The 24,018-nt window shown below is 62.0% G+C and carries 28 protein-coding genes; 19 read left to right on the forward strand and 9 right to left on the reverse strand.

The genetic code is table 11. The annotated features are described in order from the left end of the window. Nucleotides 1–27: 27 nt before the first annotated feature. Nucleotides 28–189 carry a hypothetical protein gene (locus QMO80_RS06050; protein ID WP_172601154.1) on the forward strand — a complete coding sequence of 54 codons (162 nt, stop codon included), beginning with the start codon at nucleotides 28–30 and terminating at the stop codon, nucleotides 187–189. 84 nt (nucleotides 190–273) lie between these two features. Here QMO80_RS06050 and QMO80_RS06055 read toward each other — a convergent pair whose 3' ends face one another. Next, nucleotides 274–1,638: an MATE family efflux transporter gene (locus QMO80_RS06055; RefSeq protein WP_283199264.1), complete on the reverse strand. Its 1,365-nt coding sequence runs from the start codon at nucleotides 1,636–1,638 to the stop codon at nucleotides 274–276. An 82-nt stretch (nucleotides 1,639–1,720) separates the two neighbouring features. Further along, nucleotides 1,721–2,161, reverse strand: coding sequence for a glyoxalase superfamily protein (locus QMO80_RS06060; protein WP_283199265.1), 441 nt, complete (start codon nucleotides 2,159–2,161; stop codon nucleotides 1,721–1,723). Between the two features lie 343 nt (nucleotides 2,162–2,504). Between QMO80_RS06060 and QMO80_RS06065 the strand changes: the two genes are divergently transcribed. Continuing rightward, entirely contained in the window at nucleotides 2,505–2,837 is a 333-nt protein-coding gene (locus QMO80_RS06065) for a hypothetical protein (protein ID WP_283199266.1), read from the forward strand. Here QMO80_RS06065 and QMO80_RS06070 read toward each other — a convergent pair. Next, entirely contained in the window at nucleotides 2,788–3,036 is a 249-nt protein-coding gene (locus QMO80_RS06070) for a hypothetical protein (RefSeq protein ID WP_283199267.1), read from the reverse strand. The two genes, QMO80_RS06065 and QMO80_RS06070, sit on opposite strands and share 50 nt — an antisense overlap. Before the next feature lie 91 nt (nucleotides 3,037–3,127). Between QMO80_RS06070 and QMO80_RS06075 the strand changes: the two genes are divergently transcribed. Continuing rightward, nucleotides 3,128–3,994, forward strand: a complete 867-nt coding sequence (locus tag QMO80_RS06075) for a LysR family transcriptional regulator (protein ID WP_283199268.1) — start codon at nucleotides 3,128–3,130, stop codon at nucleotides 3,992–3,994. 261 nt (nucleotides 3,995–4,255) lie between these two features. Here QMO80_RS06075 and QMO80_RS06080 read toward each other — a convergent pair whose 3' ends face one another. Then, complete coding sequence (locus QMO80_RS06080) at nucleotides 4,256–4,702, reverse strand: host attachment family protein (protein WP_283199269.1); 447 nt, start codon at nucleotides 4,700–4,702, stop codon at nucleotides 4,256–4,258. Between the two features lie 381 nt (nucleotides 4,703–5,083). Between QMO80_RS06080 and QMO80_RS06085 the strand changes: the two genes are divergently transcribed. Both QMO80_RS06085 and QMO80_RS06090 read left to right on the forward strand, forming a co-directional pair. Continuing rightward, nucleotides 5,084–5,485, forward strand: coding sequence for a pilus protein PilZ (locus QMO80_RS06085; protein ID WP_003569234.1), 402 nt, complete (start codon nucleotides 5,084–5,086; stop codon nucleotides 5,483–5,485). A gap of 104 nt (nucleotides 5,486–5,589) precedes the next feature. Next, nucleotides 5,590–6,702, forward strand: a complete 1,113-nt coding sequence (locus QMO80_RS06090; RefSeq protein ID WP_283199270.1) for a pyridoxal phosphate-dependent aminotransferase — start codon at nucleotides 5,590–5,592, stop codon at nucleotides 6,700–6,702. Nucleotides 6,703–6,902: 200 nt separating this feature from the next. Here QMO80_RS06090 and QMO80_RS06095 read toward each other — a convergent pair whose 3' ends face one another. After that, nucleotides 6,903–7,169, reverse strand: a complete 267-nt coding sequence (locus QMO80_RS06095; RefSeq protein WP_003569238.1) for a sel1 repeat family protein — start codon at nucleotides 7,167–7,169, stop codon at nucleotides 6,903–6,905. A gap of 511 nt (nucleotides 7,170–7,680) precedes the next feature. Between QMO80_RS06095 and QMO80_RS06100 the strand changes: the two genes are divergently transcribed. The 5 genes from QMO80_RS06100 (at nucleotide 7,681) to QMO80_RS06120 (ending at nucleotide 10,654) form a co-directional block, all read left to right on the forward strand. After that, nucleotides 7,681–8,019 (forward strand): DUF2147 domain-containing protein, encoded by a 339-nt coding sequence (locus QMO80_RS06100; protein ID WP_283199271.1) that lies wholly within the window; start codon nucleotides 7,681–7,683, stop codon nucleotides 8,017–8,019. Between the two features lie 127 nt (nucleotides 8,020–8,146). Then, the gene (locus QMO80_RS06105) at nucleotides 8,147–8,416 is read left to right on the forward strand and encodes a CopG family ribbon-helix-helix protein (RefSeq protein ID WP_283199272.1); all 270 of its coding nucleotides are present in this window, start codon (nucleotides 8,147–8,149) and stop codon (nucleotides 8,414–8,416) included. After that, nucleotides 8,413–8,715: a type II toxin-antitoxin system RelE/ParE family toxin gene (locus QMO80_RS06110; protein ID WP_283199273.1), complete on the forward strand. Its 303-nt coding sequence runs from the start codon at nucleotides 8,413–8,415 to the stop codon at nucleotides 8,713–8,715. Before QMO80_RS06105 ends, QMO80_RS06110 begins: the two co-directional genes overlap by 4 nt. A 169-nt stretch (nucleotides 8,716–8,884) precedes the next feature. Next, nucleotides 8,885–9,064 (forward strand): hypothetical protein, encoded by a 180-nt coding sequence (locus QMO80_RS06115; protein WP_283199274.1) that lies wholly within the window; start codon nucleotides 8,885–8,887, stop codon nucleotides 9,062–9,064. An 87-nt stretch (nucleotides 9,065–9,151) separates the two neighbouring features. Beyond that, a complete protein-coding gene (locus QMO80_RS06120; protein WP_283199275.1) occupies nucleotides 9,152–10,654 on the forward strand; it encodes an AMP nucleosidase in 1,503 nt (500 codons plus the stop codon). A gap of 9 nt (nucleotides 10,655–10,663) precedes the next feature. Here the strand turns inward: QMO80_RS06120 and QMO80_RS06125 are convergent, their stop codons facing one another. Continuing rightward, a complete protein-coding gene (locus QMO80_RS06125) occupies nucleotides 10,664–10,879 on the reverse strand; it encodes a hypothetical protein (protein WP_283199276.1) in 216 nt (71 codons plus the stop codon). 155 nt (nucleotides 10,880–11,034) lie between these two features. On the opposite strand from QMO80_RS06125, the gene QMO80_RS06130 reads away from it, so the two are divergent. Genes QMO80_RS06130 through QMO80_RS06145 form a run of 4 tightly spaced genes read left to right on the forward strand, consistent with a single transcriptional unit; the run spans nucleotide 11,035 to nucleotide 13,371 of the window. Next, the gene (locus QMO80_RS06130; RefSeq protein WP_283199277.1) at nucleotides 11,035–11,385 is read left to right on the forward strand and encodes a YciI family protein; all 351 of its coding nucleotides are present in this window, start codon (nucleotides 11,035–11,037) and stop codon (nucleotides 11,383–11,385) included. Between the two features lie 12 nt (nucleotides 11,386–11,397). Continuing rightward, nucleotides 11,398–11,757 carry a YciI family protein gene (locus tag QMO80_RS06135; protein WP_283199278.1) on the forward strand — a complete coding sequence of 120 codons (360 nt, stop codon included), beginning with the start codon at nucleotides 11,398–11,400 and terminating at the stop codon, nucleotides 11,755–11,757. Nucleotides 11,758–11,759: 2 nt separating this feature from the next. Continuing rightward, on the forward strand, nucleotides 11,760–12,119 hold the full coding sequence (locus tag QMO80_RS06140; protein WP_283199279.1) for a YciI family protein: 360 nt from the start codon (nucleotides 11,760–11,762) through the stop codon (nucleotides 12,117–12,119). Nucleotides 12,120–12,129: 10 nt separating this feature from the next. Further along, entirely contained in the window at nucleotides 12,130–13,371 is a 1,242-nt protein-coding gene (locus QMO80_RS06145) for an RNA polymerase sigma factor (RefSeq protein WP_283199280.1), read from the forward strand. On the opposite strand, the gene QMO80_RS06150 is transcribed toward QMO80_RS06145, so the two are convergent. Beyond that, complete coding sequence (locus QMO80_RS06150; protein ID WP_283199281.1) at nucleotides 13,339–14,301, reverse strand: lysylphosphatidylglycerol synthase domain-containing protein; 963 nt, start codon at nucleotides 14,299–14,301, stop codon at nucleotides 13,339–13,341. The genes QMO80_RS06145 and QMO80_RS06150 overlap by 33 nt on opposite strands. 184 nt (nucleotides 14,302–14,485) lie before the next feature. Between QMO80_RS06150 and QMO80_RS06155 the strand changes: the two genes are divergently transcribed. The 4 genes from QMO80_RS06155 to QMO80_RS06170 all read left to right on the forward strand — a co-directional run bounded on the left by QMO80_RS06155 (nucleotide 14,486) and on the right by QMO80_RS06170 (nucleotide 20,134). Next, nucleotides 14,486–15,979, forward strand: a complete 1,494-nt coding sequence (locus tag QMO80_RS06155; protein WP_283199282.1) for a glycosyltransferase family 39 protein — start codon at nucleotides 14,486–14,488, stop codon at nucleotides 15,977–15,979. 138 nt (nucleotides 15,980–16,117) lie between these two features. Then, nucleotides 16,118–17,134: a glycosyltransferase family 2 protein gene (locus tag QMO80_RS06160; protein ID WP_283199283.1), complete on the forward strand. Its 1,017-nt coding sequence runs from the start codon at nucleotides 16,118–16,120 to the stop codon at nucleotides 17,132–17,134. Nucleotides 17,135–17,146: 12 nt separating this feature from the next. After that, a complete protein-coding gene (locus QMO80_RS06165; RefSeq protein ID WP_283199284.1) occupies nucleotides 17,147–18,646 on the forward strand; it encodes a glycosyltransferase family 39 protein in 1,500 nt (499 codons plus the stop codon). After that, nucleotides 18,647–20,134, forward strand: a complete 1,488-nt coding sequence (locus QMO80_RS06170; protein ID WP_283199285.1) for a glycosyltransferase family 39 protein — start codon at nucleotides 18,647–18,649, stop codon at nucleotides 20,132–20,134. Between the two features lie 6 nt (nucleotides 20,135–20,140). On the opposite strand, the gene QMO80_RS06175 is transcribed toward QMO80_RS06170, so the two are convergent. After that, nucleotides 20,141–21,508 carry an aspartate aminotransferase family protein gene (locus tag QMO80_RS06175; protein WP_283199286.1) on the reverse strand — a complete coding sequence of 456 codons (1,368 nt, stop codon included), beginning with the start codon at nucleotides 21,506–21,508 and terminating at the stop codon, nucleotides 20,141–20,143. Between the two features lie 80 nt (nucleotides 21,509–21,588). On the opposite strand from QMO80_RS06175, the gene QMO80_RS06180 reads away from it, so the two are divergent. Further along, nucleotides 21,589–22,941: a glutamine synthetase family protein gene (locus tag QMO80_RS06180; protein ID WP_283200122.1), complete on the forward strand. Its 1,353-nt coding sequence runs from the start codon at nucleotides 21,589–21,591 to the stop codon at nucleotides 22,939–22,941. A 19-nt stretch (nucleotides 22,942–22,960) separates the two neighbouring features. Here QMO80_RS06180 and QMO80_RS06185 read toward each other — a convergent pair whose 3' ends face one another. After that, a complete protein-coding gene (locus tag QMO80_RS06185; protein WP_283199287.1) occupies nucleotides 22,961–23,905 on the reverse strand; it encodes a diacylglycerol kinase family protein in 945 nt (314 codons plus the stop codon). Nucleotides 23,906–24,018: the final 113 nt, after the last annotated feature.

Raw genomic sequence — 24,018 nt, forward strand, 5'->3', positions numbered from 1 at the left:
GGGGACGATCAACCGGAGGATCATCCTATGAAGAAGACGACATGCGCTGCCTGCGACTGCGAACTCGGCGCGGAGACCATCACCGTCAAGCTCGGCGGCAAGACCGTCGAAGTCTGCTGCCAGGAATGCGCCGAAGCGCTGAACGAGGCGGAAGCCGCGACATCGGCAGCTTCAACGGGCAAAGAATAGACGTAATCTGGCAAAAGCCGCGCTCCGCCAAAGGCTGATACCCAACGTTCGGGGATCAGTTCAAGGAAGCGCGGCCTTTCCATCTCAAGCGGGCAGAAGCCCGTAACGCCAGCCTCGGCGCTTTGCGTTTTGCGACAACACCAGGAAGGCCAGGATGCACATGCCTGCTTCGGCAAAGACCGGCACCATCCAAATCCCCCGCTCTCCAAAGACGAAAGGCAGCAAGAAGGTCAGCGGCAGGGTGAAGAGATAAGGCCGCGACAGGCCGAAGATCGCCGCGCGCGGCGCGTCGCCGATCGACTGGAAATAGGACGACAGGATCAGCATCTGCCCGAAGAGGAAATAGGCGGCGATCGTCCAGGGCAGAATTCGCCAGACCTCGGCGACAATGGCGGGATCAGCGACGAAGACGGCGCCAAGGCGGCCGGCCGAAAGTTCGACGGTGATTTCCACCAGGGTGCAGTAGACGAGCGCCGCAAGCATGGCGATCCGCAGGCTGCGGCCGACGCGAAGACCGAGGCCGGCGCCGTGATTGTTGCCGGCGATCGTCTGCAGGGCGATGCTGAGGCCAAGCAGCGGCAGATAGGCGAAGGTCATGATCCGGGTGATAATGCCGTAGGCGGCGACCGTCGCGACACGATCACGGGTGCTCCAGAGCGAGATGTTGACGAGAATGGCCGCCGATGCCAGCGATATGCCGATGAAGCCGAGGCTCATCGGCGCGCCGAAGGCGACGATGCCGCGCCATTCGGCAGGTGCGAATCCTCGATAAGGCCTGAGTGCAGCCGGCCGGCGGAAGCGATAGGTCAGCACGGCGGTCAGACAGACGAATTGCGAGGCGATGGAGCCAGCCGCCGACCCGAGCACGCCCCAATGCATCACCGCCATGAACAGCCAGTTGGCGAGGATGTTGAGCAGCGAGGCCGACAGCGTCACCAGCGTCATGAACCCGATCCTGCCTTCGCAGCGCAGGCCATCGAGATGCAGCGACAGGAAGAAGCTCACCGGCGCAAAGGCGATCATCGCGCCCATGAACAGCATGGCGCCATCGGCGACTGCAGTTGTGCCGGCACCGGCGTTGATGATCTGACGGCCGAGGGTCCAGAAGACGATGTTGAGGATGAGAGTGACGGCCAGCGCCAGTGTATGGGCACCTGTGAATACCCTGGTCGCGCCCTGGCGATCGCCGGCCCCGAGCCGGCGGGCAAGGATGCTCGCCATGCCGTTCGTGACCAGCGCTTGCAAAGCGATCAGCAGCATCAACCCCGGGAAAATCAGGCTGACGGCAGAGAGCGCGTCGGGGCCGACATAGGCGCCGAGGAAATAGGCGTCGACGACGGTGAACAGGCCGTTGACGGTGGTGATCGCGGCGATCGGCGCCGCCGTTTTGATGAAGACGGCCGGCAGCCAGCCGGTTAGGAAGGCATTGCCTTCGGAAAGATCGGTCATGGGGAAATCCGTGTGATAGCGGGCAACCCAATCCGCTTGAAATCATGCGGATCCGAGCAGCCTGAAAAAGGATGAGAGCAATCTAGAGATCGAGCACCAGATGCGGGACGCCGTTCGAGGTCTTCCTCGGCGAGACGCCATCGGCATCGATCTGCGCATTCACGCGCCGGCGAAAGGCTGAAAAGCTCTCGAAGGTGACGACATCCACCGGCTCGTCGAAATGGATGGTGATCCTGTGGAGATCGCCGCCCGGCAGGGCCGACAGCGCCAGAATCTTGCCGGTGAACGGCTGGTTGAGATAGCGGCCGCGAATATGCGCGCCGACGAAGAGCGGTGTTTTCGGGCTGGCATTGGGCTTTGCCGCTAGTGCCGCGAGCGTGTTCCAATCGCGTGCGCCGTGCTGGCGGGCAATCATTTCGAGCGCCGCACCGTGGGTCAGCGTAGTGCCGTGTTCATTCATCGCCTGGCGCAAGCGCTTGGCCTGGGCCTTCAATTCATCAATGGCGGGATAGGTGGTCGTCATGGAGTGAGCCTTCGCAAGGCATGCTCTTCGACTGTCGATGGGAGCTCGCATTGCCGCCAGTCAGCATGCACAAGGGCCGTGACCATGATCGCGAGGACTTCACCATGGATTTTCATCCGCGAGCGGCCGGTGCCTCGAACCGGCCTTTGTATGCGCGAAGACCGCCAGCATGTCAAGAATGGCGCAGATACCCTTAGGAATGAGCAAATATGGGGCAAATCTGCATGAAATCGGTGCGATTTTCCCGCAAATATTCAATCTTAGCGATGTTCTTCAGCAACCGTCAGCATTCTTCAGCTAATATCCTGTGGTAGAACAAGCGGAGGCTAAAAGGGCCTTTCAGATGCACCTCGACACAGAACACCCCAAGCCGGAACGTGCTTACAGGGAATTTAACCTCGACAGGCCCGGCAACATCATCTTCGTCGGCCATCATCTTAGCACCGGAACGCAGGTGCGTTGCCTGATCCGCACGATCACGCTCGCCGGCGCACTGCTCGAAGTCAGCCCGAACCTGGAAATGCCGAGCCATTTCTTCCTCGAAATCCTCGGCATCCATGACGAGATCGGCGCGACCATGGTCAAGCGCGAAGGCGAATGGGTGACGGTCAGCTTCAACATGCTGCTCAATCCGGAATTCCTGCACCATGTGCTGCGGCTGAGCTTCGAAAGCTGAGGGCTTTTGCGATCCGCGCATCATCGCGGCGCGGTCTCCTCGTCTCGCCTCTTCTCGAGGCCAGATACGCCATGATCGGAATGATCCAGAGAAGTCCGCGCCATTCCGGGCCATCGAGCGGATCGGCCATGGGATCGCGGCGCAGGCGGCGATTGCGGGATTCGACTTCCTCAAAGAGAACAACCCAGTTGAGAAGCATTGCTTCATCCTCCATCTATTGGCTGGAGCACATGAGCTAAGCCTTCACACCGCTCCGATGTAGAGGCGCTGGGGAAAGGGGGTTTTCATCCATGAAAGATGCGAGCTGGGACGACCTGCAGCTTTTCTTCCATGTCGCGACCGGCGGCGGGCTCTCGGCTGCGGCCGCGCGCACCGGGCTCAGCGCGCCGACGATCGGCCGGCGCATGCTGGCGCTTGAACGGGTGACGGGCCGATCGTTGTTCAGCCGCGGCCCCACCGGTTATCTGCTTGCCAGAGATGGCCAGGAATTGCTCGACCGCGTGCGGCTGATGCAGGATGCGGCGCTGGCAATCTCCGACTGGCGCGGCGAGGTGCTGACGCTGCCGATCGTCTCGACGGCCGCCGACAGCTGGACCTTGCGCTTCATCGCCGATCATCTCGCCAGCGTCTGGAGGCCGAAGGACAGCTTCCGCATGTGCTACAAGACCTGCGATAGCGGCGTCGATTTCACCTATCGCGAGGCGCATATCGCCGTCGGCCACAGCCGGCCGGACAGCGGCAACGTCGCGATCCGCCGCGCGGTCAAGGTGGCGCATGCGGCTTACCAGGCAGCGGATTACGACGAGGCCAACTGCAACTGGATCTCGCTCGGCACCGATACCGCCGTCACGCCGGCGGACAAATGGACATTCGAACAGCCGGATTACTGGATCACCAGCTGGACGAACACGCCGCATATGCTCTTTCATCTGATCCGCGGGGGCGCCGGTCGCGGGGTGCTCCCCTGTTTCATCGGCGATCAGGACCGCAAGCTCGTCCGCGCCGGGCCTCTCATCGACGAGCTGACCTACGACATGTGGATCGTTGCGCATGACGACGAGCGGCAACGGCCTGAGGTGAGGCTCGTCATCGACCGCCTGGCGGCGCTGTTTGCCGATCATGAAGAGCTGTTTGCCGGGAGGAGGCCGTCGATGTGACGCGAAAACGCGGGCCGTAATATCCGCGTTTTTTCTGCTATCAATTTGTTTTTACCTATCTTTTAGATCGGCGAGACCTGCCCATCATCCGCCTGCCGGCACCTTGTCCCCGCGCGCGGGGCGAAGGGGATAGCCGCGACCTCTCCGTCCCTCGCTAAGCTCTCGCAGGGCACGTCCCCTCTCCCCGTTTTACGGGGAGAGGGTTAGGGTGAGGGGCAGCCATTGGTACACCGTGGGAACCGCCCATTTGCCATGACCGCCTCAGGCGGCGAGATGCCGCTCGATCTCTTCGACCGGCATATTGGTATAGTCCTTCGCCACCTCAGCGGTGATCGCGGCCTGCGTATCGGCGCGGAGCGCCGGCCGCAATGTGCCGAGCGCTTTCGGCGGTGCAACGACGACAATGCGGCGGGCACTCTTTTCCTGCACCAGCGCGTCGAGCTTTTCCGCCACCTGTTTGAGAAATTCGGCTTCGGCCTGATCCTGCCAGCTGGTTTCCTCGACAGCGCAGCGGCTGACGCCGTCTGCAGCATGGGTCCGGCCGGGTTTATCGGCGCCAATCTCGCGATCCGGCGCGTTCGGCTGCGTCAGGGTTTCCAGCACCTTCAGGTTCATCAACTGGGCATCGCCTGCATTCTGCATGATCAGAGCCTTGGCTCCATCGCAGACCACGACCCATGATTCCCAAGGGATTTTGACGTTGGTCATTTTCAACTCCTCGCGTCGTCGTTCGAAGCGCGCCGGCTTCATCGATCAAGGCAGAACGCCCGGCAATTGAAAGAGTTCGGGAAAAATCGCGCCGAAATCGGACGGCGGCGATTGGGCGGCTCTTCCGCGTCGAAGAGGCGGGTTTACGGGATTGAAGATGAAAACAGGGCCGATCGCCTATGCCGGCCGCGTCCCGATAAGGAACATCGAGGCGTCCCGCTTGGGAACAAAGTTTGAACTCGTTAAAATTGTAATTTTATATTTGACGAATGCGCAAAACATTCATGTGACCTTGGTTGGGATCAAGCCACGCTTGCTCAAGATCAAGATCAGGTTGCTCGAGATCAACCCCAAATGCGTCCTGACTGACGGAGAATGTGAATGTCTATGCTCCGCGCCACCCACCTTGCCACGGTCAAGTCCGCCGTCTATGACCTGCGCTGGGAAGAATTCAGCGTCAAGCGGCCAGCCCGCATCGTCGCCGTCCGGCCCTGCCTTACCGGCGTCTCGATGCGAAGCGCCGAGATCATCGATATTTCCCAGGGTGGCGCGACGTTCATCGTGTCGACCACGGCCGGCCTGCCGAAACATTATTATCTCAACATTCTGGGCCTCGCCTACCGGATCGGCTGTGCCGAGGTCTACCGGCACAAGGAACGCATCGGGGTGCGGTTCATCAATATCATGGATCCCGAGGTTCTGCGCCGCGTCGTGCGCACCGATTTCCTTGTCGGCAACATGGAAGCAATCGCCGCCCGGCGGGCGCCGATCTTCCGTGCGTGAATAGCCCGACAACCAATTGGTTGCAGAAATAATCTTGCTTGCGTCGGTGGTGCCCGGGCCTATTGTTGCGCCGATCGTCAACATATCCGGGAAACCGCCTTCGCATGTCCGCCTTTTCGCGCTTCACGCCTCTTGCCGGCGCTCTGCCCTCCACAGTTCCTTTCGTCGGTCCCGAAGCGATCGAGCGTCAGCGCGGGTTTGCTGTTTCGGCGCGCATCGGCGCCAATGAGAACGGCTTCGGCCCCGCCCCTTCGGTATTTGCAGCGATGCGCGAGGAGGCCGGCAATATCTGGAAATACAATGACCCGGAGAATTTCGCGCTCCGGCAAGCGCTTGCCGCCCATCTCGGCACGTCCCCCGCCAATATCGCCATCGGCAGCGGCATCGACGAATTGCTCGGCCAGATCGTCCGGCTGGTGATCGAGCCCGGCGCGCCCGTCGTTACTTCGCTCGGCGCCTATCCGACCTTCAATTTCCATGTCGCCGGCTTCGGCGGACGGCTGGTGACCGTTCCCTATGCCAATGACCGCGAGGATCTCGACGGATTGCTCGATGCCGTAAAGCGCGAGAATGCGCCGCTCGTCTATTTCGCCAATCCCGACAATCCGATGGGAAGCTGGTGGGATGCCGACAGGATCGTCGCTTTCGCCCGGGCGCTGCCGGAGACGACGATGATGGTGCTCGACGAGGCCTATAGCGAGACCGGGCCGGCAGGGGCGCTGCCGTCGATCGCCTCGCTGATCGAGCTGCCGAACATCGTTCGCACCCGCACCTTCTCCAAGGCCTACGGACTGGCCGGCTCGCGCACCGGTTACGTGATTTCGACGGCCGGGACGGCTGAAGCTTTCGACAAGATCCGCAATCATTTCGGCATGAACCGGCTGGCGACCGCGGCAGCGCTCGCCGCCCTCAAGGACCAGACCTATCTCGCCGAGGTGGTCGGGAAAATCCAGGCGGCGCGGGAGCGGATCGGCGGCATCGCCCGGGCCAACGGGTTTGAGCCCCTGCCCTCGGCGACGAATTTCGTCGCGATCGATACCGGCCGCGACGGCATCTATGCGCGGGCGATCGTCGACGGGCTGATGGAACGCGGCGTCTTCATCCGCATGCCGGGCGTGGCCCCACTCAATCGCTGCATTCGCGTCAGCGTCGGGCCGGAGGCGGATATGGCGCTTCTCGAAGAGGCGCTGCCGCAGGTGCTGAAACAGATCGGCTGACGGAGCATGATGCCGAAAACTGTCGGCGGTTTCTCATGACATCATGCTCTCATTGTTTCGTGTAAAACAGCAAGAACCGCGCCCGGTGGAGGTATCCGGCCGCGGTTCCCTTCTCCTGGCGTCGGGCCTGTCTCAAGCGCCCGCCAGTCCCTCTTTCCGAGGTTGTTATTGCTGCTTTTGTCGATCGATCGGAGACGGTCTCAGTGGACCGTCATCCACTCGCGGGCGGCGCGCAGCGCTGCCACGATCTGCATCTTGTCCATGGCGGCGGCCACATCCGCACGAAGCTCGGCGGCGCGGTCGTTGCCCTTGATTGCGGCGATGTTCAGCCATTTGTGGGCCGCGACGAGATCGACTTCGCAGCCGCGGCCGGTCGCATACATCAGACCCATTTCACAGAAGACATCGGCGCTGTTGTCGCCACCCATGGTGGCCGTTTCAGCATTGTGCATTTCAAAGCGTGCCATCGGTTTTATCCCTGTTAGCCTGTTTATGACTTACCCTGTTTTACCTCCGGGCCTTGCCGTCTATCGCGGCTTGCGGCCCTTGCGGTCCGGCGGGTTTGCCCCGCTCGTTTGATGGCTTCACTATGCCGGACGGCCTTCAAAAAACGCCTAAAATGCATGATTAATTCTAGACAAACAAAGTGCAAATGCTTGGTAAATTTGGGTTTTTGTTAAACATCAGATGCCTTGCGACTTAAGGATTTTCGCTCGAATTTTACGAAAGATTCAGATCTGAAAATAAAGGGATCGTTCATCATGAAATCAGCAGCCGATATTTTGAAAGGCCGCCGCAGGAGTATTTCTCAGCATGTTTTCCGCCGCTAAAGCTTGTTGTTTTTATGCATGTCGTCATCCCGGAACCGCTGCACACTTCCGGGCGGCATGCATTGGCATGGAAAATGACCACGCATATTTACCTTTACGTTCGCGTCAGTTAATTTCGCGCCCGATCAGGGACATCATGGAGGAAAAGATGATCCGCAGCTTCGTTCTCGCCAGCGCCATCGCAATGATCGCAGGCATCGCCCATGCCGAGGAGCCGATCGTCGGCAGCTGGAAGACGGCCGCCGGCGAGACGGCGGTGATCGCGTCGTGCGGCGGCAGCTATTGCGTGACGCTGAAGACCGGCAAATATGCCGGCCGGAAGATCGGCACGCTTGCGGGAACCGGCGGCAGCTATGCCGGCGAGATCACCGACCCGGCCGCCGACAAGACCTATAGCGGCTCGGGCAAGATCTCCGGCAATTCTCTGAGAATGCAGGGCTGCGTGATGAAGATCCTCTGCAAGTCACAGACCTGGACGCGGCTCTGAAAAACGGCGGAGAGATCAGCGCATCTTTCCAAATGTAGCGTGAATACATATCTGCATCTTCGGAAGAGAATGGCGATCACGGCGATATGTGTTAGATTGTACACAGCTCAACACAGGAGTTTTCGAAATGGCCGTCAGCACGACCATGACGATTCGGGTTCGCCCTGATGTAAAAGAAAAGCTCGACCGGATCGCGGCCGACACACAACGAAGCAAGTCATTCCTCGCCGGCGAGGCCGTAGCAGCCTATGTGGAGCGCGAGCTTGAAATCATCGAAGGTATCAAGCTTGGCAGAACCGATGCAGAAGCCGGGCGTGTCGTACCGCATGAACAGGCCGTCGCCGAAATGCGTGAGGTTATCGAGGATGCCAAGCGCAGGAAGGCTGCGCGCGGATGAGGCCAGTTTTCTGGTCGGAAGCAGCACACCGAGATAACCTGGAAATTCTGCGTTACGTCGCGGCAGACAACCCTCACGCTGCCGAAAGGATCGTAAACGCCATAGAGGATGCCGGCAAGAAACTGGGCGAGTTTGCAACCGGCCGGCAAGGGCGAGTAACCGGCACTTATGAAAAGCCCCTCGCCCGGCTTCCTTACATAATTTCCTATGAGCTGCAGTCGATCGCTGGACGTGAAAGTGTCGTCATCTTGCGTGTGATCCATGCTGCGCGGGATTGGCCAACCGGAGAACCAGCTTAGAAGCAGGATGCACCAAACACGTCGATACCGGCATGCTCCGATATCCTCGGCCGCCGCCCCAAGCCTCCCTGGCAAGCTGAACGCTGGATGAACCGGTATCTCAGCACTCGTTCAGCCGCGCCATGGCAAAACTCTTGTCACGATAGAGTTGCGTATCGGGGGAACGGCGATGGACATGTATATTCTGGCAAAAAGGTTCAGCATCATCACGCTGTTTGCGGCGATCTTCGCGATCACCTTTTCGGCGGTGGTGGTGCACAATGGCGGCGGTGGCACACAGTCGCATTTCGGAGCAAGCTATACCTGCCTGGAGCGAAACGGTACTTTCTGCGCGCCATCGGTGCAGTGACGGTATCCGACACCGAAGAGGATAAAATAATCGGATTCCGCCGGCGCGCGTCGTTTGCTTGTCAAAAACAACTCTCTATAATGCGTCATGAACAAACGAATCTCCCCCTTGTCGCCGTTCGACATCTCCTCGCCACCCCCTTTTCAGCCCCAGAGCTTTGATGATCCCGCCGCGGCGGTGGAAGCGCTGACCGCGCTTTACGAGCGCAATACGGCGTTCCTGATCAAGAGCTTCACCGAGCTTGCGCAGGGCGCTCCGATCTCCTCGCGCTACCGTGCTTTCTATCCGCAGGTCAGCATCGAGACGACAAGCTTCGGCCACGTCGACTCGCGCCTTTCCTACGGCCACGTCACGGCACCGGGCATCTACACGACGACGGTCACGCGGCCGAAGCTCTTCAAGCATTACTTGAAGGAGCAGCTGGCGCTGCTGGTGAAGAGCCACAATGTTCCGGTCATCGTCTCGGAATCGACGACGCCGATCCCCTTGCACTTCGCCTTCGGCGAGGGTGCGCATGTGGAAGCATCGACCAACGCCTTCATCGACATTCCGATGCGCGATATTTTCGACACGCCCGATCTCAACACCACCGACGACGAGATCGCCAATGGCGAATATATCCCGCCGCCGGGAGAGCCCTCGCCGCTTGCGCCGTTCACCGCGCAGCGCATCGACTATTCGCTCGCGCGGCTGTCGCATTATACGGCGACGCATGCCGAGCATTTCCAGAATTTCGTGCTGTTTACGAACTACCAGTTCTATATCGACGAATTCTGCGGCTGGGCGCGCAAGCTGATGGCGGAGGGCGGCGACGGCTATACCGCCTTCGTCGAGCCCGGCAATATCGTCACCCTGCCCGGTTCGAGCGTGCCGGAAACGGATGCGGCACTGACCCGCCTGCCGCAGATGCCGGCCTACCATCTGAAGAAGAAGGGCCATGCCGGGATCACCATGATCAATATCGGCGTCGGCCCCTCCAACGCCAAGACGATCACCGACCACGTCGCGGTGCTGCGCCCGCATGCCTGGCTGATGCTCGGCCACTGCGCCGGCCTTCGCAACAGCCAGCGGCTCGGCGATTATGTGCTCGCCCATGCCTATATGCGCGAGGACCATGTTCTCGACGACGACCTGCCGGTCTGGGTGCCTATCCCGGCGCTGGCCGAAGTGCAGGTAGCGCTTGAGGCGGCCGTTGCCGAAATCACCGGCTACGAGGGTTTCGAGCTGAAGCGCATCATGCGCACCGGCACCGTCGGCACGATCGATAACCGCAACTGGGAACTGCGTGACCAGCGCGGGCCGGTGAAGCGGCTGTCGCAGGCGCGCGCCATCGCGCTCGACATGGAATCGGCAACGATCGCCGCCAACGGCTTCCGCTTCCGCGTGCCTTACGGCACGCTGCTCTGCGTCTCCGACAAGCCGCTGCACGGCGAATTGAAGCTGCCGGGCATGGCGACGGCCTTCTATCGCACGCAGGTCAACCAGCATCTGCAGATCGGCATCCGCGCCGTGCAGAAGCTTGCCGCCATGCCGAAGGAAGCGCTGCATTCGCGCAAACTGCGCAGCTTCTTCGAAACGGCCTTCCAGTAGGCCGTTTCCTCATCGGCCTGCGACGACGGGCGCCGCGTGCTGGTCAACCACCTGAGGCCTGCCGGCGGCAGCGTTCAGCCCTGCTATCAACAGGGTGAAGCCGACGATGGCGAAAGCGGTGCGTGAGAGAATCTTCAGCCCATCGCTTTCGTCGAACGCCGGACGGCGCTTCTCATGGCGGCGAGCCCAGATCTGGCTTGCGAGCGCGATTTCAAGAATAGTCATTGCCGTTCTCCTCGACAGGTTTCGATGAAGCCTTGTCGAGTGCTGCCTTGCGATTTCGACACCGGACCGGCACAAATTATTTTTCCGGCCGCTGTCGAAATGCGCGGCGATCGTTCGTCCAGGCATATGGAACACGGCAAAGGAGGCTGCCTGCGATGAAATATCTCTGCCAGGTCTGGTTCGATAGCGGCGTGCTGGACGCCATGACGCAAGAGGAGAAGGCCGAGCTCGACATGAATTCCCTGAACTACGACAGGGATCTCGCCGAAAGCGGGCATATGATCGTCGCTCAGGCGCTGCAGCCGCCGAGATCGGCGGTGACCGTCCGGGTGCGAGGCGGCGAGATGTCGGTGACGGACGGCCCCTTCGCCGAGACCAAGGAGGCGCTTGGCGGCTTCATCCTGATCGAGGCCAAGGATCTCAACGACGCGATCCGGGTTGCGGCTGGAATTCCGCTGGCGAAACTCGGCGCGATCGAAGTTCGCCCCATCCATGAATTCGGCTGAGGAGGTCACGCAATGAAGTTTCTGGGTCAGGTCTGGTTCGATACCGAAAAGAGCAGCAAAGTCACGCAGGAGGAATGGGACGCGGTCACGCAGGAGTGCATCGTCAGCGACGACCACTGGCGCGACAGCGGTCATATGCTGAGCGCGCTGGCGCTTTATGAACCGGAGCGAGCCGTAACGCTCCGCGTTCGCAACGGCGCTGTCGCCGCGACAGAGGGGCCCTTCGCCGAAATCAAGGAGCATCTCGGCGGGTTCGTGGTGATCGAGGCCAAGGACATGGAAGAAGCGAAAGCGATCATTTCCACCTTCCCGATCCTCAAATATGCGTCGATCGAAATCAGGCCCGCCTATTCGATCAAGGATGGGAGATAGCCATGCGCTTCGTCTGCCTCATCTATAATCCCGCCGATATGGATGGCACGCTCAGTCAGGCCGAGGGCGACGAGCTCGTGAGGGCGCATTTCCAGTATGACGAGGAGCTTCAGCGCAAAGGCATCATGATCCATTCCGATGCATTGGAAGGTCCCGACAGCGCCTCGGTCCTGAGAGTGCGCCATGGCATTCTGTCTTCGACCGACGGCCCTTACGTCGAGACCAAGGAACATCTGGCTGGCATCTACATCATCGAGGCAGCCGATCTCGAAGAGGCGCGCAAGGTCGTCGCGGGCATTCCAAGCGTCCGCGTCGGATCGGTCGAACTGCGTCCGGTGAGGCTCCTCACCCTGCCAGAGTGAGGATCGCCCGTTGGAAAGCGTGATCGAGGAAATCTACCGATCGCAATCGCGCCGGGTTCTGGCGACGCTGATCCGTCTGCTCGGCGATTTCGACCGGGCCGAGGAAGCGCTGCAGGACGCCTTTGCCGCGGCGGCGCGGACCTGGCCGGCTGACGGCATTCCCGGCAACCCTTTCGCTTGGCTCGTTTCGACGGGACGCTTCAAGGCAATCGATACAATCCGCCGCCGGGCGCGCTTCGATGCCTCGCAGCAGCACATCGAGGACAGTCTCTACACGGTCGACGAAACGGAGATCGGCGACATGGAAGCGATCGAGGACGATATGCTGCGGCTGGTCTTCACCTGTTGCCATCCCGTTATTCCCGCCGATGCACAGATGGCGTTGGCGCTTCGGGAAATCTGCGGACTGACCACCGAAGAGATCGCCCATGCCTTCCTCGTGCCGGCACCGACGGTCGCCCAGCGGATCGTGCGTGCCAAAGGCCGGATCCGGGCGGAAAAAATCCCCTACGAGGTGCCCGACCGCGAGGCGCTGCCGCAGCGGCTCGACCGGGTGCTGCATGTCATCTATCTCGTCTTCAACGAAGGCTATTCCGCCTCTTCGGGAGACGCGGTCGTTCGCGCCGATTTGACCGCGGAGGCGATCCGGCTGGCACGGCTGCTTCTGGCGCTGCTGCCGCATCCCGATGTTTCAGGCCTGCTGGCACTGATGCTGCTGCAGGATTCCCGCCGCGGCGCCCGCAGCGGTCAGGCGGGAGCGCTGGTGCTGCTTGCCGATCAGGACCGCGCACTCTGGGACCGCGCCAAGATCTCGGAAGGCCTGGCACTGCTTGCCGAGGCGATGCGGACGGGAGAAATCGGCACCTATACGGTGCAGGCGGCGATCGCCGCCGAACATGCGAAGGTGTCGACCGCCGAGCAAACCGACTGGAAGCGGATTGCCTTCTATTACGACCTGCTTCTGGCGGCCCAACCCTCGCCGATCGTCGAGCTCAACCGCGCCGTGGCGATCGCGATGGCGGAAGGGCCGGCGAAGGGGCTGGAACTGATCGATACCATTCTCGGACGCGGAGAGCTCACGGCCTATCACCTCGCCCATTCGGCCCGCGCCGATTTGCTGCGCCGTCTCGGCCGGAGGCAGGAGGCGATCGCGGACTATGAGACGGCGCTGCCGCTCTGCCGGCAGGAGCCGGAGCGGGCATTCTTAAGAAAACGGATTTCAGAGCTTGCTGCGACGCCCGAGCGGCAGTGAGATCGCCGTGCCCGTCAGCGCCGAGACGATGATCAGCAGATGGGCATTGACGCTCGCCTGGGCGAGCGCGGCCAGCGCCATCCGCTCGCTCGAAGCCCCGAGAGCAATGGCGCCGGCGGTGATGCCGGCCGGATAGGTGCCGACGCCGCCCGGCGCATGGACCGGCAGCACGGAGGAGAGTTCGCCGCCGAGCGCACCGCCGAAGCTCGCCGCCATCGGCAGCACGCCCATCAGGCCGAGCGCCCAGGCCAGCACCATCACCTTCACCAGCCAGTTGACGATGGTCATCGCCCAGGCGCGGGCAAAGGCGATGGCATGGAGCGGCAAGCCGTTTTCGATCTCGGCGACGAATTTCTGCGCCTTTTCCGGCAGCAGTCTGGCGGCGAGGCGCAGCAACGGCTTGCGGGCGGCGAAAGCTGCGACCGGCAACAGCAAAAAGCCTGTCCAGAGCAACCAGGCAACAATCGGATTGGCGGCGGCGACGGCAAAACCGATGCCGGCGGCGGCAACAAGCGCGTGCAGGTCGAGCAGCCGCATGACCAGGAGTGCCGAGGTTCCACGGGTCAGCGGAATGCCGAACTCGGTGCGCATCAGCAGCGGAAAGCTCGTTTCGCCGGCGCGGAAGGGCAGCATGATGTTCAACAGGTTGTGGATCTGCGTGACACGGAAGAGGACAGCGAACCGGCCGGCCGTCTCCTTCGGAAAATAATCATAGATGCGCCAGGTGCGCAGGAAATAAGTGCTCGTCAACAGCACCAGCGCGCCGATCACCGGGCCGGCGCCGACATCGGCCCACTGCCGGATAATGACAGGCCAACCCCAGAACCACTGTATGAAGAGCGCATAGGCTGCGACAATTACGACCGTCAGCGCCGTCATGCGGTTGCGCATAAACCAGGACTGCTGGCTTTCAACGATCGAACTCTTCATGTAGTAGGCATTCCTTACTTGGCGTCGGCACAGGCCTCGTTTCCGTCGCCAGGCGTTTTAGGAGAAATGAGGGTTGCGCACAACGGCGGAGTTGACGGCGATGGCGGCGAGATCGCTTTAAGGCCATCGAACCGCGCGGCGGACCGATAGATCACGGCGCCTCGCCGGCCTGACTTGGAGATCGATGTTGGAGCGCATTACCAGAAGCATTTCGAGCGCGAGCCTTTTTCTGGCAGTCTATTTCCTACTGAACATCGTGCTCCGGATCGCGCTGCCGCATACGCTCGATCTCGATGAGGCGGAGCAATCCTTCTATTCGCAATACCTGCTTGCCGGCTACGGCCCGCAGCCGCCCTTCTACAACTGGATCCAATACGCCATCGTCTCGGTGACCGGGATCACGATGTGGGCGCTCTCGGTTCCGAAGAACATCATTCTCTTCGGCTGCTATCTGTTCTACGGGCTGGCTGCCCGCGAGGTATTGAAGAGCCGTCTGCTCGCCCCCATCGCGATGCTGAGCCTGATTACCTTGCCGCAGGTGGGGCTGATGGCGCAGCGCGAGCTGACCCATACCGTTGCCCTGCTGTTTGCAACCTCGCTCTTCCTCTTCGGCTTTTTCCGCACACTTCGCCAGCCGACAGTCGGGAGCTATCTCGTCATCGGCATCGCCACCGGCATCGGCCTGATCTCCAAATATAATTTCGCCATCCTGCCATTTGCCGCCTTCATCGCCGTCCTGCCCGACTGGAAGTGGCGCAGCCGCCTGTTCGACTGGCGTCTGCTGCCGGCGATCGCGATCGCCATTCTGATCGTTTTGCCGCACGCGCTCTGGCTGCCCGACAATCTCGCCAGCGCTTCGGGCCCGACGCTGGAGCGGATGACTGCCGAGCACGAGGCCGCCGCCGGCCTCCCCCGTATCGGACAGGGACTGTTGTCTCTCGCCATCGCCGTACTCGGCTTCGTCGCATTGCCGATCGTTATTATCGCGGCAGCCTTCCGACGGGATTTCTTCCGTGCACTTGCCTCGACCAGCCCGATGATCCGGGTAATCGAGCGGATGATGATCGTCAGCCTGATCGCCTTCGCCGGTGTCGTCGTCTTCGCCGGCGCGAGCGATATCCACGAACGCTGGCTCGATCCCTGCCTGCTCGTCCTGCTGATCTATCTGTTCCTGAAGCTGGAGGCCGCAGGCTTCGATCTTTCCGCCGGCCTTGCGCGCTTCCGGCTCGCGGTGCCGGTCTTCATGGTCGTCATCCTGGCGATCCTTCTGCTGCGGATCGTTGCCATTCAGTATATCGGCACCTATACGCGAACGAACGTTCCCTTCTCCGGCTACGCGGCCGAACTGACCGCGACCCGCAAGCCGGTTCTCATCGTGGCGGGAACCAAGTTCGTGGCCGGCAACATGAAGCTGGAATTCCCCGACGTTCCCGTCGTGATCCCATTCTTCCCCGGTTCCGGGGTTCCCGAATATGCGACTGCCAAGGGGCCGGTGCTCGTTATCTGGCGTGGCGAAACCGCCGACGACCCGACAATTTCCCCGAGCTTCGCGAATGATCTCGTGAGATCTGGCATCCACCTTCAAGAGTTGAACACGCTGACGTTGCCCTATCTCTTCAGCAACGGCAAAAAGAGCTTCTCCATCGGTTATTCCTGGGTGGAGGGAGGCGCAAAATAGCGTTCACGCAGCTCAACCGATTGCGGGGAAACCGGCATTGCCCGCTGGCAACCGGTGGACAGTTCATATACTAGCCTTCCGCAAACGCGGCGGCAGCAGTAAAGATTGCCAGGCCGTCCGGCCTTTTGGAGATGAAAGTTGCAGACAACCGTAGAGCCCATGCGCGGTGCGAATGATCCGGTACAATCGCTCGAGCTGTCGCTGGTCGTGCCGATTTTCAACGAAGAGGAAAGCGTCGGCCCGCTCGTCGAGCGTGTCGTGGCTGCGATGGCCGCCTATCCCCATCGCTGGGAGCTGATCCTCGTCGACGACGGCAGCACGGATGCGACGCTCGTCAACGCCCGCAAGTTCATCGGACGCGAGGGGCTGACGCTCAGGATCGTCGAGCTGCAGCGCAACTTCGGCCAGACCGCCGCCATGCAGGCCGGTATCGACACCGCCCAGGGCCGGCTGATCGCGACGATGGACGGCGACCTGCAGAACGATCCGAAAGACATTCCTTCGATGGTCGCCGAACTGGAACGGCGCGAACTCGACCTCCTGGTCGGCTGGCGCAAGAACCGCAAGGACGGTCTGTTCCTGCGCAAGATCCCTTCCTGGTGCGCCAACTACCTGATCGGCCGCATCACCGGCGTCAAGCTGCACGATTACGGCTGCAGCCTGAAGATCTACCGTGCCTCGATCATCAAGCAGGTGAAGCTGATGGGCGAGATGCACCGCTTCATCCCGGCCTGGGTGGCCGGTGTCGTCCCGAGCTCGCGCATCGGCGAGATGGCCGTCACCCACCATGCCCGCGAGCACGGCGTTTCGAAATACGGTATCTCGCGCACCTTCCGCGTCATCCTCGACCTGCTGTCGGTGATGTTCTTCATGCGCTACAAGGCACGGCCCGGGCATTTCTTCGGCTCGCTGGGTCTCGGCCTCGGCGCGGTCGCCATGCTGATCCTTCTCTATCTCGGCTTCGACAAGTTCATCATGGGCAACGATATCGGCACCCGCCCGATGCTGATGGTCGGCGTCGTGCTGCTGCTGTCGTCGGTGCAGATGATCACCACCGGCATCCTGGCGGAGATGATCGCGCGCACCTATTACCGCGACGACGCCTCGCCGAATTATATCGTGCGGCAGATCTTCGACGATCGAAGCCAAGCCTAAGCCGGCAGCACGATGCTGGAGCGCGCGACGAGGACGATCAAAACCGCGGGCCTGCTGCTTGCGGCCTATTTCGTGCTCAACATCGTGCTGCGCATCGCGCTTCCGCATTCGCTGGAGCTCGACGAGGCGGAGCAATCTTTCTTCTCGCAATATCTGCTGGCGGGCTACGGCCCGCAGCCGCCCTTCTACAACTGGATGCAATATGCCGTCGTTTCAGTGACCGGCATATCGATCGGCGCGCTGATCGTTCCCAAGAACATTCTGCTGTTCCTCTCCTATCTCTTTTATGGCCTTGCCGGGCGGCGCGTCCTGAAGGACGAAGCACTTGCCGCCGTCGCCATGCTGTCGCTGATCACCCTGCCCCAGGTCTCCTATATGGCCCAGCAGGATCTGACCCACACAACGGCACTGCTCTTTGCCAGTTCGCTGTTTCTCTACGGCTTTTTCCGCACGCTCGATCGACCGGATATCGGCAGCTATCTGCTGCTCGGGCTGGCAACCGGCATCGGGCTGATCTCGAAATATAATTTCGCGCTGATGCCGGCCGCTGCCTTGATCGCCATCCTGCCGGATGCCGAATGGCGGCGCAGGGCGTTCGACTGGCGCATGCTGGCGGCGATCACCGTCGCGCTCGTCATCATCCTGCCGCACGCAATCTGGCTGCGGGACAATCTCGCATTCGCCTCCTCCGATACTCTGGTGAAGATGGCGGCCGGCAACGAACCGGCCGGCATCGCGCGGGCCGGCAAAGGCCTCATCGCCTTTGTCGTCGCCATCATCGCCTTTGCGGCGCTGCCGGTCGCCATCTTTGCCGCCACCTTCCGCCGGGATTTTGTCCTGATGCTTTCGGCCGGCAACCGCTGGACCGCGATGATGGAGCGGATGATGCTCGCAAGCCTTGCCGGCATCGTTCTCATCGTGCTCTTCACCGGCTCCACCACCGTGCGGGAGCGCTGGCTCGACCCGTTCCTGCTGGTGCTGCCGATCTATTTCCTGGCGAAGATGCAGGCTGCCGGCAGCGACCTTTCCGCCGGGCTGCGTCGCCTCCGCCCGGTGCTGCCGGTGCTGATGGCCTGCGTGCTGATCGCACTCGGCCTGCGTGTCGTCGGCGCCGGGACGATCGGCGTCTACGCCAGGCCGAACGTGCCGATGGCGGGGCTTTCCCGCGAGATGACGCGACAAGGGAAGCCGGCGCTGGTGATCGCCTCCGATACCTATGTCGGCGGAAACATGCGGCTGCAATTTCCCGATGTTCCCGTGGTGATCCCGGATTTTCCGGCACCGGGCATTCCGGCCTTTACCGAAGCGAAGGGACCGGTGCTGGTCGTCTGGCGCGGCAAGAAGACGGCGACGGCCGCGGATGCGGTCATGCCGGAGCGGTTTTCGTCGGCACTGGCAACGGCGGGCATTGCGCCGCAGGAGATCGGCTCGCTGTCGCTTCCCTATTATTTCGGCCGCCAGGGTGACAATTTCGCGCTCGGCTACGCCTGGGTTCGGCCGGGGACCAGATAGATGACCGAAACCGACAGCCGCGACATTCGCTGGATTTTCGTCCTGCTGGCTGCCTATTTCGTGCTTCAGATCGGCGTGCGGCTGGCGACCTCGCATTCGCTCGACCTCGATGAGGCAGAACAGGCCTTCCGCTCGCAATGGCTTGCCGCCGGCTACGGCCCGCAGCCGCCCTTCTACAACTGGCTGCAATATACCGTCTTCCAATTTACCGGCGTCTCGCTTGCCGCGCTTTCTCTCGTGAAGAACCTTCTGCTGTTCATGTCCTACCTGCTCTACGGCCTGACCGCGCGTCTTCTCCTGCGCGACAAGGCGCTGGTGGCGATATCAACACTCGGGCTGCTGACGATCCCGCAGATGGCTTTCGAGATGCAGCGCGACCTCACCCATACGGTCGCCGTGTTCTTCTCGGCCAGCATCTTCTTCTACGGCTTCATCCGCAGCCTGAAGCAGCCGAGCCCTGCCTCCTATCTGGTCGCCGGCATCGGCATCGGTTTCGGCCTGCTTGCCAAATATAATTTCGCGATCCTGCCGGCGGCAGCGCTGATTGCCGCGCTGGCGGATGCGCGCCTGCGGGAGCGGATCTTCGACCGGCGGCTGCTGCTGACGGCTGTCGTGGCGCTCGTCATCGTCCTGCCGCATCTTTTCTGGCTGAAAGACAATCTCGATTTCGCCACCGCCCGCACGCTGGAGAAGATGACCGCGAGCGGCGATGCCAGCTATCCCATGCAGGTGGCCATGGGTGTCGGCTCGCTTGCTCTCGCCACCATCAGCTTTGCCGGATTGACGGTGGCGGTCTTCGCCATCGTCTTCGGCAAGGGCCTTCGTCCGGCGCTCACCTCAGGCTCGCAATGGACGCGGCTCATCGAGCGGATGATGCTCGTCTTCCTCGCCGGCATTCTGTTTCTGATCGTCTTCGGCGGCGCGGCCGGCATCAAGGACCGCTGGCTGGTGCCGATGCTCTTCATCCTGCCGCTCTATTTCTGCCTGAAGATCGAGGCCGCCGATGTCGCGACAGGCAAAGCGTTCCGGCGTTTCATGGTCGCCGTCGCCATCATCATGATCGGCGTGCCGGCCGCCCTCTATGGCAGTGTCGCCGCCGCACGCTTCACCGGCCATTACGAACGATTGAACAGGCCCTATGCCACGATGCTGGAAAGCTTGCGCAAACAGGCCGAGCCGGCGGCAATCCTTGCCGGAGACAGCCTGCTTGCCGGCAATCTCAGGCAGGATATTCCCGGCGTGCCTGTCCTCTCCGTCGATTATCCCGGCTTCCACCCCAATATCGCCGACCGGCGACCGCTTCTCCTCGCGTGGCTGATCCCGCCGAAGGGCGGAAGCGAAGCGTTGCCGCCCGATATGGCTGAATGGCTGCAGGCCAATCTCGGCGCATCCGCACCTGAGGCATTGGTGATCGACGTGCCCTATTTCTATCAGCGCGGCGACGACCGCTACCGATTCGGCTATGCCTGGGTCAATCGGCCGAATTGAGCAAAATCAGGATTTCAGCTCCTTCCAAGCCAAATCCAGCGCCAGCCTGGTGATCCTTGCCATCTCGTCCACCTCCGCATGGCTGATGACGAGCGGTGGCGAGGCGAGCATCCGGTCGCCGGTGGCGCGCAGGACGAGGCCGTTCGCCAGCGCATGGTTGCGCACCAGCGCCCCGACCTGGTCGGGCTTCTCATAACGGCTGCGCGTGCTCTTGTCTGCGGCAAGCTGCAGGGCGCCCATCAAGCCGATGCTGACGGCCTCGCCGACCAGATCGTGGTCAGCAAGGGCCGCCCAGGCCTTGCCGAAATAGGGGCCGATATCGTCGCGCACGCGTTCAACCAGTTTCTCCTCCTCGATGATGCGCAGATTTTCGAGGGCGGCGGCGGCGCAGACCGGGTGGCCGGAATAGGTGAAGCCGTGATTGAACTCGCCGACCTCGTTGATCAGCACGTCGGCGATGCGGTCGCTGACGAGGACGCCGCCGATCGGCAGGTAGCCGGAGGACAGCCCCTTGGCGATCGGCGCCAGATCGGGCTCGACGCCGAAATGCTGATGGCCGAACCAGGCGCCCAGCCGGCCGAAACCGCAGATCACCTCATCGGTCACCAGCAGGATATTGCGCGCCTTGCAGATGCGATCGATTTCCGGCCAGTAGCTCTCCGGCGGAATGATGACGCCGGCAGCGCCCTGCACCGGCTCGGCGACGAAGGCGGCGACATTCTCCTCGCCCAACTCGTCGATCTTCGCTTCGAGCTCGCGGGCGACCTTGAGGCCGAATTCATCGGGTGAGAGATCTCCGCCCTCCCCGTACCAGTAGGGCTGGCCGATATGGACGATTCCAGGGATCGGCAGGTCGCCCTGCTCATGCATGTATTTCATGCCGCCGAGGCTGGCGCCGGCGACGGTCGAGCCGTGATAACCGTTCTTTCGCGCGATCACGATCTTCTTCGACGGTTTGCCGACGGCGCTCCAGTAAACGCGGGCCATGCGGAACCAGGTGTCGTTCGCTTCCGAGCCGGAGCCGGTGAAGAAGATATGATTGAACCGCTCGCCGGCATGGGCGGTGACCTTCTGGGCCAGCAGCGTCGCCGGCGCCGAACTCGTGCCGAAGAAGGTGTTGTAATAGGGCAGCTCGTTCATCTGCCTTGCGACGGCCTCGGTGATCTCCCGGCGGCCATAACCGATATTGACGCACCAGAGGCCGGCGAAGCCGTCGAGATATTTCCTACCGTGATTGTCGAAGATATGGACGCCCGCGCCGCGTTGGATGATGCGCGTGCCATCGGCATTCAGCTTCTTCATGTCGGCAAAGGGATGCAGGTGATGCGCGGCGTCGATCGCGGCAAGGTTCGAGGGTGGGGAAGTATCGGGCATAAGGTGAGGACCCTCGCGGATTGAAAGGCTGCTATCGATGGGATAGGAGCTTGGCCTTGTCCCGGAGGATTTTCAAGGTCATGGCGAGCGACAGGATGGACGGCAAGGCCGAGGGCGGCGACCCGCGTTTCGAAATCCTGATCGTCGGCATGAACGGCGAGCTGCGCGGCAAGCAGCTTCCTTCCGGCGCCGAAGGCAAGATCTGGGCCGGCGACATTCGCCTGCCGACATCGACGCAGTCGCTCGACATCTGGGGCGACGACAATGACGACATTACCGGCCTGTCGCTGACGATCGGCGATCCGGACGGCAAGGTCGTCCCCGACCGGCGCAGCCTGGCGCCGATGCCCTGGGCGCCCGAGGGCTCGATGCAGGTGCTTGCCACCATGCATGAATTCGACGGTAGCCCGAGCTTCATGGATCCGCGCGCCATCCTCGCTTCGGTGGTCGAGCGCTATGCGGCGCGCGGCCTGACGCCTGTGGTCGCCACCGAGCTGGAATTCTACGTGATGTCGGGGGACTGGCGCGAGACCGGGCGGCCTTCCCCGCCCGAAAGCCTTACCTATCGCGGCGAACCGAACGGTTTTCAGCTCTATGACATGAGCGCCGTCGATGCGCTCGACGGCTATCTCGGGACGCTGAGGGCCTATGCGAAGGCGCAGGGACTGCCGGCGGATGCGACGACGGCGGAGTTCGGCCCGGGCCAGTTCGAGGTCAATCTGCTGCACCGCCCCGATGCGCTGGCTGCCGCCGACGATTGCCTCTACCTCAAGCGCATCGCCGAGCAGGCGGCGCGCCGCCACGGGCTGAAATCGACGTGCATGGCCAAGCCCTATTCCGATCATGCCGGCTCCGGCCTGCATGTGCATGCGAGCATCATCGACGGCGAAGGCCGCAACATTCTCGATGCCAAGGGCGGTGAGCCGAAACTGCTGAAATCGGTCGCGGCCGGCCTGCTTGCGACGATGCGCGAGGCGCAGCTTGTCTTTGCCCCCTTCGCCAATTCCTACCGCCGCTTCCAGCCGGGCTCGTTCGCACCGGTCGATCTGACCTGGGGCAGCGGCCATCGCGGCACGGCGATCCGCATACCCGACAAGGACGGGCCGGCCGCCCGCATCGAGCACCGCGTCGCCGGCGCCGATGCCAACCCCTATCTGCTGCTTGCGGCGATCCTCGGCGGCATGCTCCGCGGTCTCGACGGCGAACTCGACCCCGGCGAAGAAACGACGCCCTCATTTACGCCTGCGAATACGGTGCGGCTGACGCATGATTTCCTGAGTGCGGTCGAGACCTTCCGCACCTCGCCCTTCATCGCCGATATCTTCGGCCCACGCTATCAGGCGCTTTATGGCGATACCAAGCGCAAGGAAGCGCTTGCGCATCTGCGCGCGGTTTCGGATTTCGACTATCGCACTTATCTGCCGCGGCTCTGAAGCTTACGCCGCAGCCGACTCACACAGCCGGCTCGCGGCGTTCGGCCGCATCGACCTGGGCGGCAAGGCCCTGCTTGACGAGAACCTTCAATTCGCCCGGATGCAGCCGGATCGAGACGTCGCGCTGGAGCGGCAGCAGCTCGCCGTCCATCACGCAATTGGCCTTGGAGCGCAGTTTCGGGAAATGCAGGTGCACTTCGGCCGGATGCATCACCATGACGTCGGCATTTTCGCGGACCTTGCCGCGCAGCATGTCGATGGCGAGGCGGGCGACGCCGATGGGTTTCAGCGGATTTGCCGTATAGAAGCCGAGTTCGCCGCTTCTCAGATTGTCGGCGTAAAGCAGCGCGTTCTCGCCGAAGGGATTGTTGGAGACGGAGATCGCCGAAACCCGGCGGCGCTCGCGCATGCCGGCCGCCTCGAATTCGACCTCGAATTCCGGCGGGTTGAAGATGACGCCCAAGGCTGCCTTTGTGCTCGCCCGGATCTTGCCGAGCCGCGATCGATAGCTGTAGGCGTTGCGGTAGCGCACCATGCGGGCATGCAAGCCGGCGGAAAACTGGTGGATGAACGGCCGGCCGTTGGCGCTGGCGATATCGACATTGTCGATCTCGCCTGATGCAAGCACATCGAGCGCCTGCCAGATATCGAGCGGCACGCGCAACGAGCGGGCAAAGAGGTTCATTGTGCCGGCGGGTACGACGCCAAGGGCAATCCCGTTTTTCCAGGCGATCGACGCCGCCGCCGAAATCGTGCCGTCGCCGCCGCCGGCGACGATACCGTCGATATCGTCGCGCTTGGCCGCCCGCTCCATGGCGGGAATGATCTCTTTTCCGGAGAAGACGATAGCGTCGAAATCGTGCCCCGCGTCGCGGAACGCCTCCTCCGCCCTCTTTTCGTAGGCCAGCATGTCGGTGGTCCTGAAGGTGCCGCCGTCGCGATTGAAAAAGCCTACAAGCTTCATGAGGGCTCCCGTCCCTGGCGCGGAAATGGTCCTGCCTTTGCCCTGAGATGGTTGCGGCATTGGCGATTTCAAGCGCATTCGCCTTTTCGCAAGGATATCGGAAATGCAAATAT

The sequence above is a fragment of the Rhizobium sp. BT03 genome, assembly GCF_030053155.1.
Classification (GTDB): domain Bacteria; phylum Pseudomonadota; class Alphaproteobacteria; order Rhizobiales; family Rhizobiaceae; genus Rhizobium.

Excerpts from the sequence above, each read along its gene's own strand:
- QMO80_RS06050 (WP_172601154.1), top strand. The coding sequence starts at position 28 with ATGAAGAAGACGACATGCGCTGCCTGCGACTGCGAACTCGGCGCGGAG.
- QMO80_RS06055 (WP_283199264.1), bottom strand. The coding sequence starts at position 1,638 with ATGACCGATCTTTCCGAAGGCAATGCCTTCCTAACCGGCTGGCTGCCG.
- QMO80_RS06060 (WP_283199265.1), bottom strand. The coding sequence starts at position 2,161 with ATGACGACCACCTATCCCGCCATTGATGAATTGAAGGCCCAGGCCAAG.
- QMO80_RS06065 (WP_283199266.1), top strand. The coding sequence starts at position 2,505 with ATGCACCTCGACACAGAACACCCCAAGCCGGAACGTGCTTACAGGGAA.
- QMO80_RS06070 (WP_283199267.1), bottom strand. The coding sequence starts at position 3,036 with ATGCTTCTCAACTGGGTTGTTCTCTTTGAGGAAGTCGAATCCCGCAAT.
- QMO80_RS06075 (WP_283199268.1), top strand. The coding sequence starts at position 3,128 with ATGAAAGATGCGAGCTGGGACGACCTGCAGCTTTTCTTCCATGTCGCG.
- QMO80_RS06080 (WP_283199269.1), bottom strand. The coding sequence starts at position 4,702 with ATGACCAACGTCAAAATCCCTTGGGAATCATGGGTCGTGGTCTGCGAT.
- QMO80_RS06085 (WP_003569234.1), top strand. The coding sequence starts at position 5,084 with ATGTCTATGCTCCGCGCCACCCACCTTGCCACGGTCAAGTCCGCCGTC.
- QMO80_RS06090 (WP_283199270.1), top strand. The coding sequence starts at position 5,590 with ATGTCCGCCTTTTCGCGCTTCACGCCTCTTGCCGGCGCTCTGCCCTCC.
- QMO80_RS06095 (WP_003569238.1), bottom strand. The coding sequence starts at position 7,169 with ATGGCACGCTTTGAAATGCACAATGCTGAAACGGCCACCATGGGTGGC.
- QMO80_RS06100 (WP_283199271.1), top strand. The coding sequence starts at position 7,681 with ATGATCCGCAGCTTCGTTCTCGCCAGCGCCATCGCAATGATCGCAGGC.
- QMO80_RS06105 (WP_283199272.1), top strand. The coding sequence starts at position 8,147 with ATGGCCGTCAGCACGACCATGACGATTCGGGTTCGCCCTGATGTAAAA.
- QMO80_RS06110 (WP_283199273.1), top strand. The coding sequence starts at position 8,413 with ATGAGGCCAGTTTTCTGGTCGGAAGCAGCACACCGAGATAACCTGGAA.
- QMO80_RS06115 (WP_283199274.1), top strand. The coding sequence starts at position 8,885 with ATGGACATGTATATTCTGGCAAAAAGGTTCAGCATCATCACGCTGTTT.
- QMO80_RS06120 (WP_283199275.1), top strand. The coding sequence starts at position 9,152 with ATGAACAAACGAATCTCCCCCTTGTCGCCGTTCGACATCTCCTCGCCA.
- QMO80_RS06125 (WP_283199276.1), bottom strand. The coding sequence starts at position 10,879 with ATGACTATTCTTGAAATCGCGCTCGCAAGCCAGATCTGGGCTCGCCGC.
- QMO80_RS06130 (WP_283199277.1), top strand. The coding sequence starts at position 11,035 with ATGAAATATCTCTGCCAGGTCTGGTTCGATAGCGGCGTGCTGGACGCC.
- QMO80_RS06135 (WP_283199278.1), top strand. The coding sequence starts at position 11,398 with ATGAAGTTTCTGGGTCAGGTCTGGTTCGATACCGAAAAGAGCAGCAAA.
- QMO80_RS06140 (WP_283199279.1), top strand. The coding sequence starts at position 11,760 with ATGCGCTTCGTCTGCCTCATCTATAATCCCGCCGATATGGATGGCACG.
- QMO80_RS06150 (WP_283199281.1), bottom strand. The coding sequence starts at position 14,301 with ATGAAGAGTTCGATCGTTGAAAGCCAGCAGTCCTGGTTTATGCGCAAC.
- QMO80_RS06155 (WP_283199282.1), top strand. The coding sequence starts at position 14,486 with ATGTTGGAGCGCATTACCAGAAGCATTTCGAGCGCGAGCCTTTTTCTG.
- QMO80_RS06165 (WP_283199284.1), top strand. The coding sequence starts at position 17,147 with ATGCTGGAGCGCGCGACGAGGACGATCAAAACCGCGGGCCTGCTGCTT.
- QMO80_RS06170 (WP_283199285.1), top strand. The coding sequence starts at position 18,647 with ATGACCGAAACCGACAGCCGCGACATTCGCTGGATTTTCGTCCTGCTG.
- QMO80_RS06175 (WP_283199286.1), bottom strand. The coding sequence starts at position 21,508 with ATGCCCGATACTTCCCCACCCTCGAACCTTGCCGCGATCGACGCCGCG.
- QMO80_RS06180 (WP_283200122.1), top strand. The coding sequence starts at position 21,589 with ATGGCGAGCGACAGGATGGACGGCAAGGCCGAGGGCGGCGACCCGCGT.
- QMO80_RS06185 (WP_283199287.1), bottom strand. The coding sequence starts at position 23,905 with ATGAAGCTTGTAGGCTTTTTCAATCGCGACGGCGGCACCTTCAGGACC.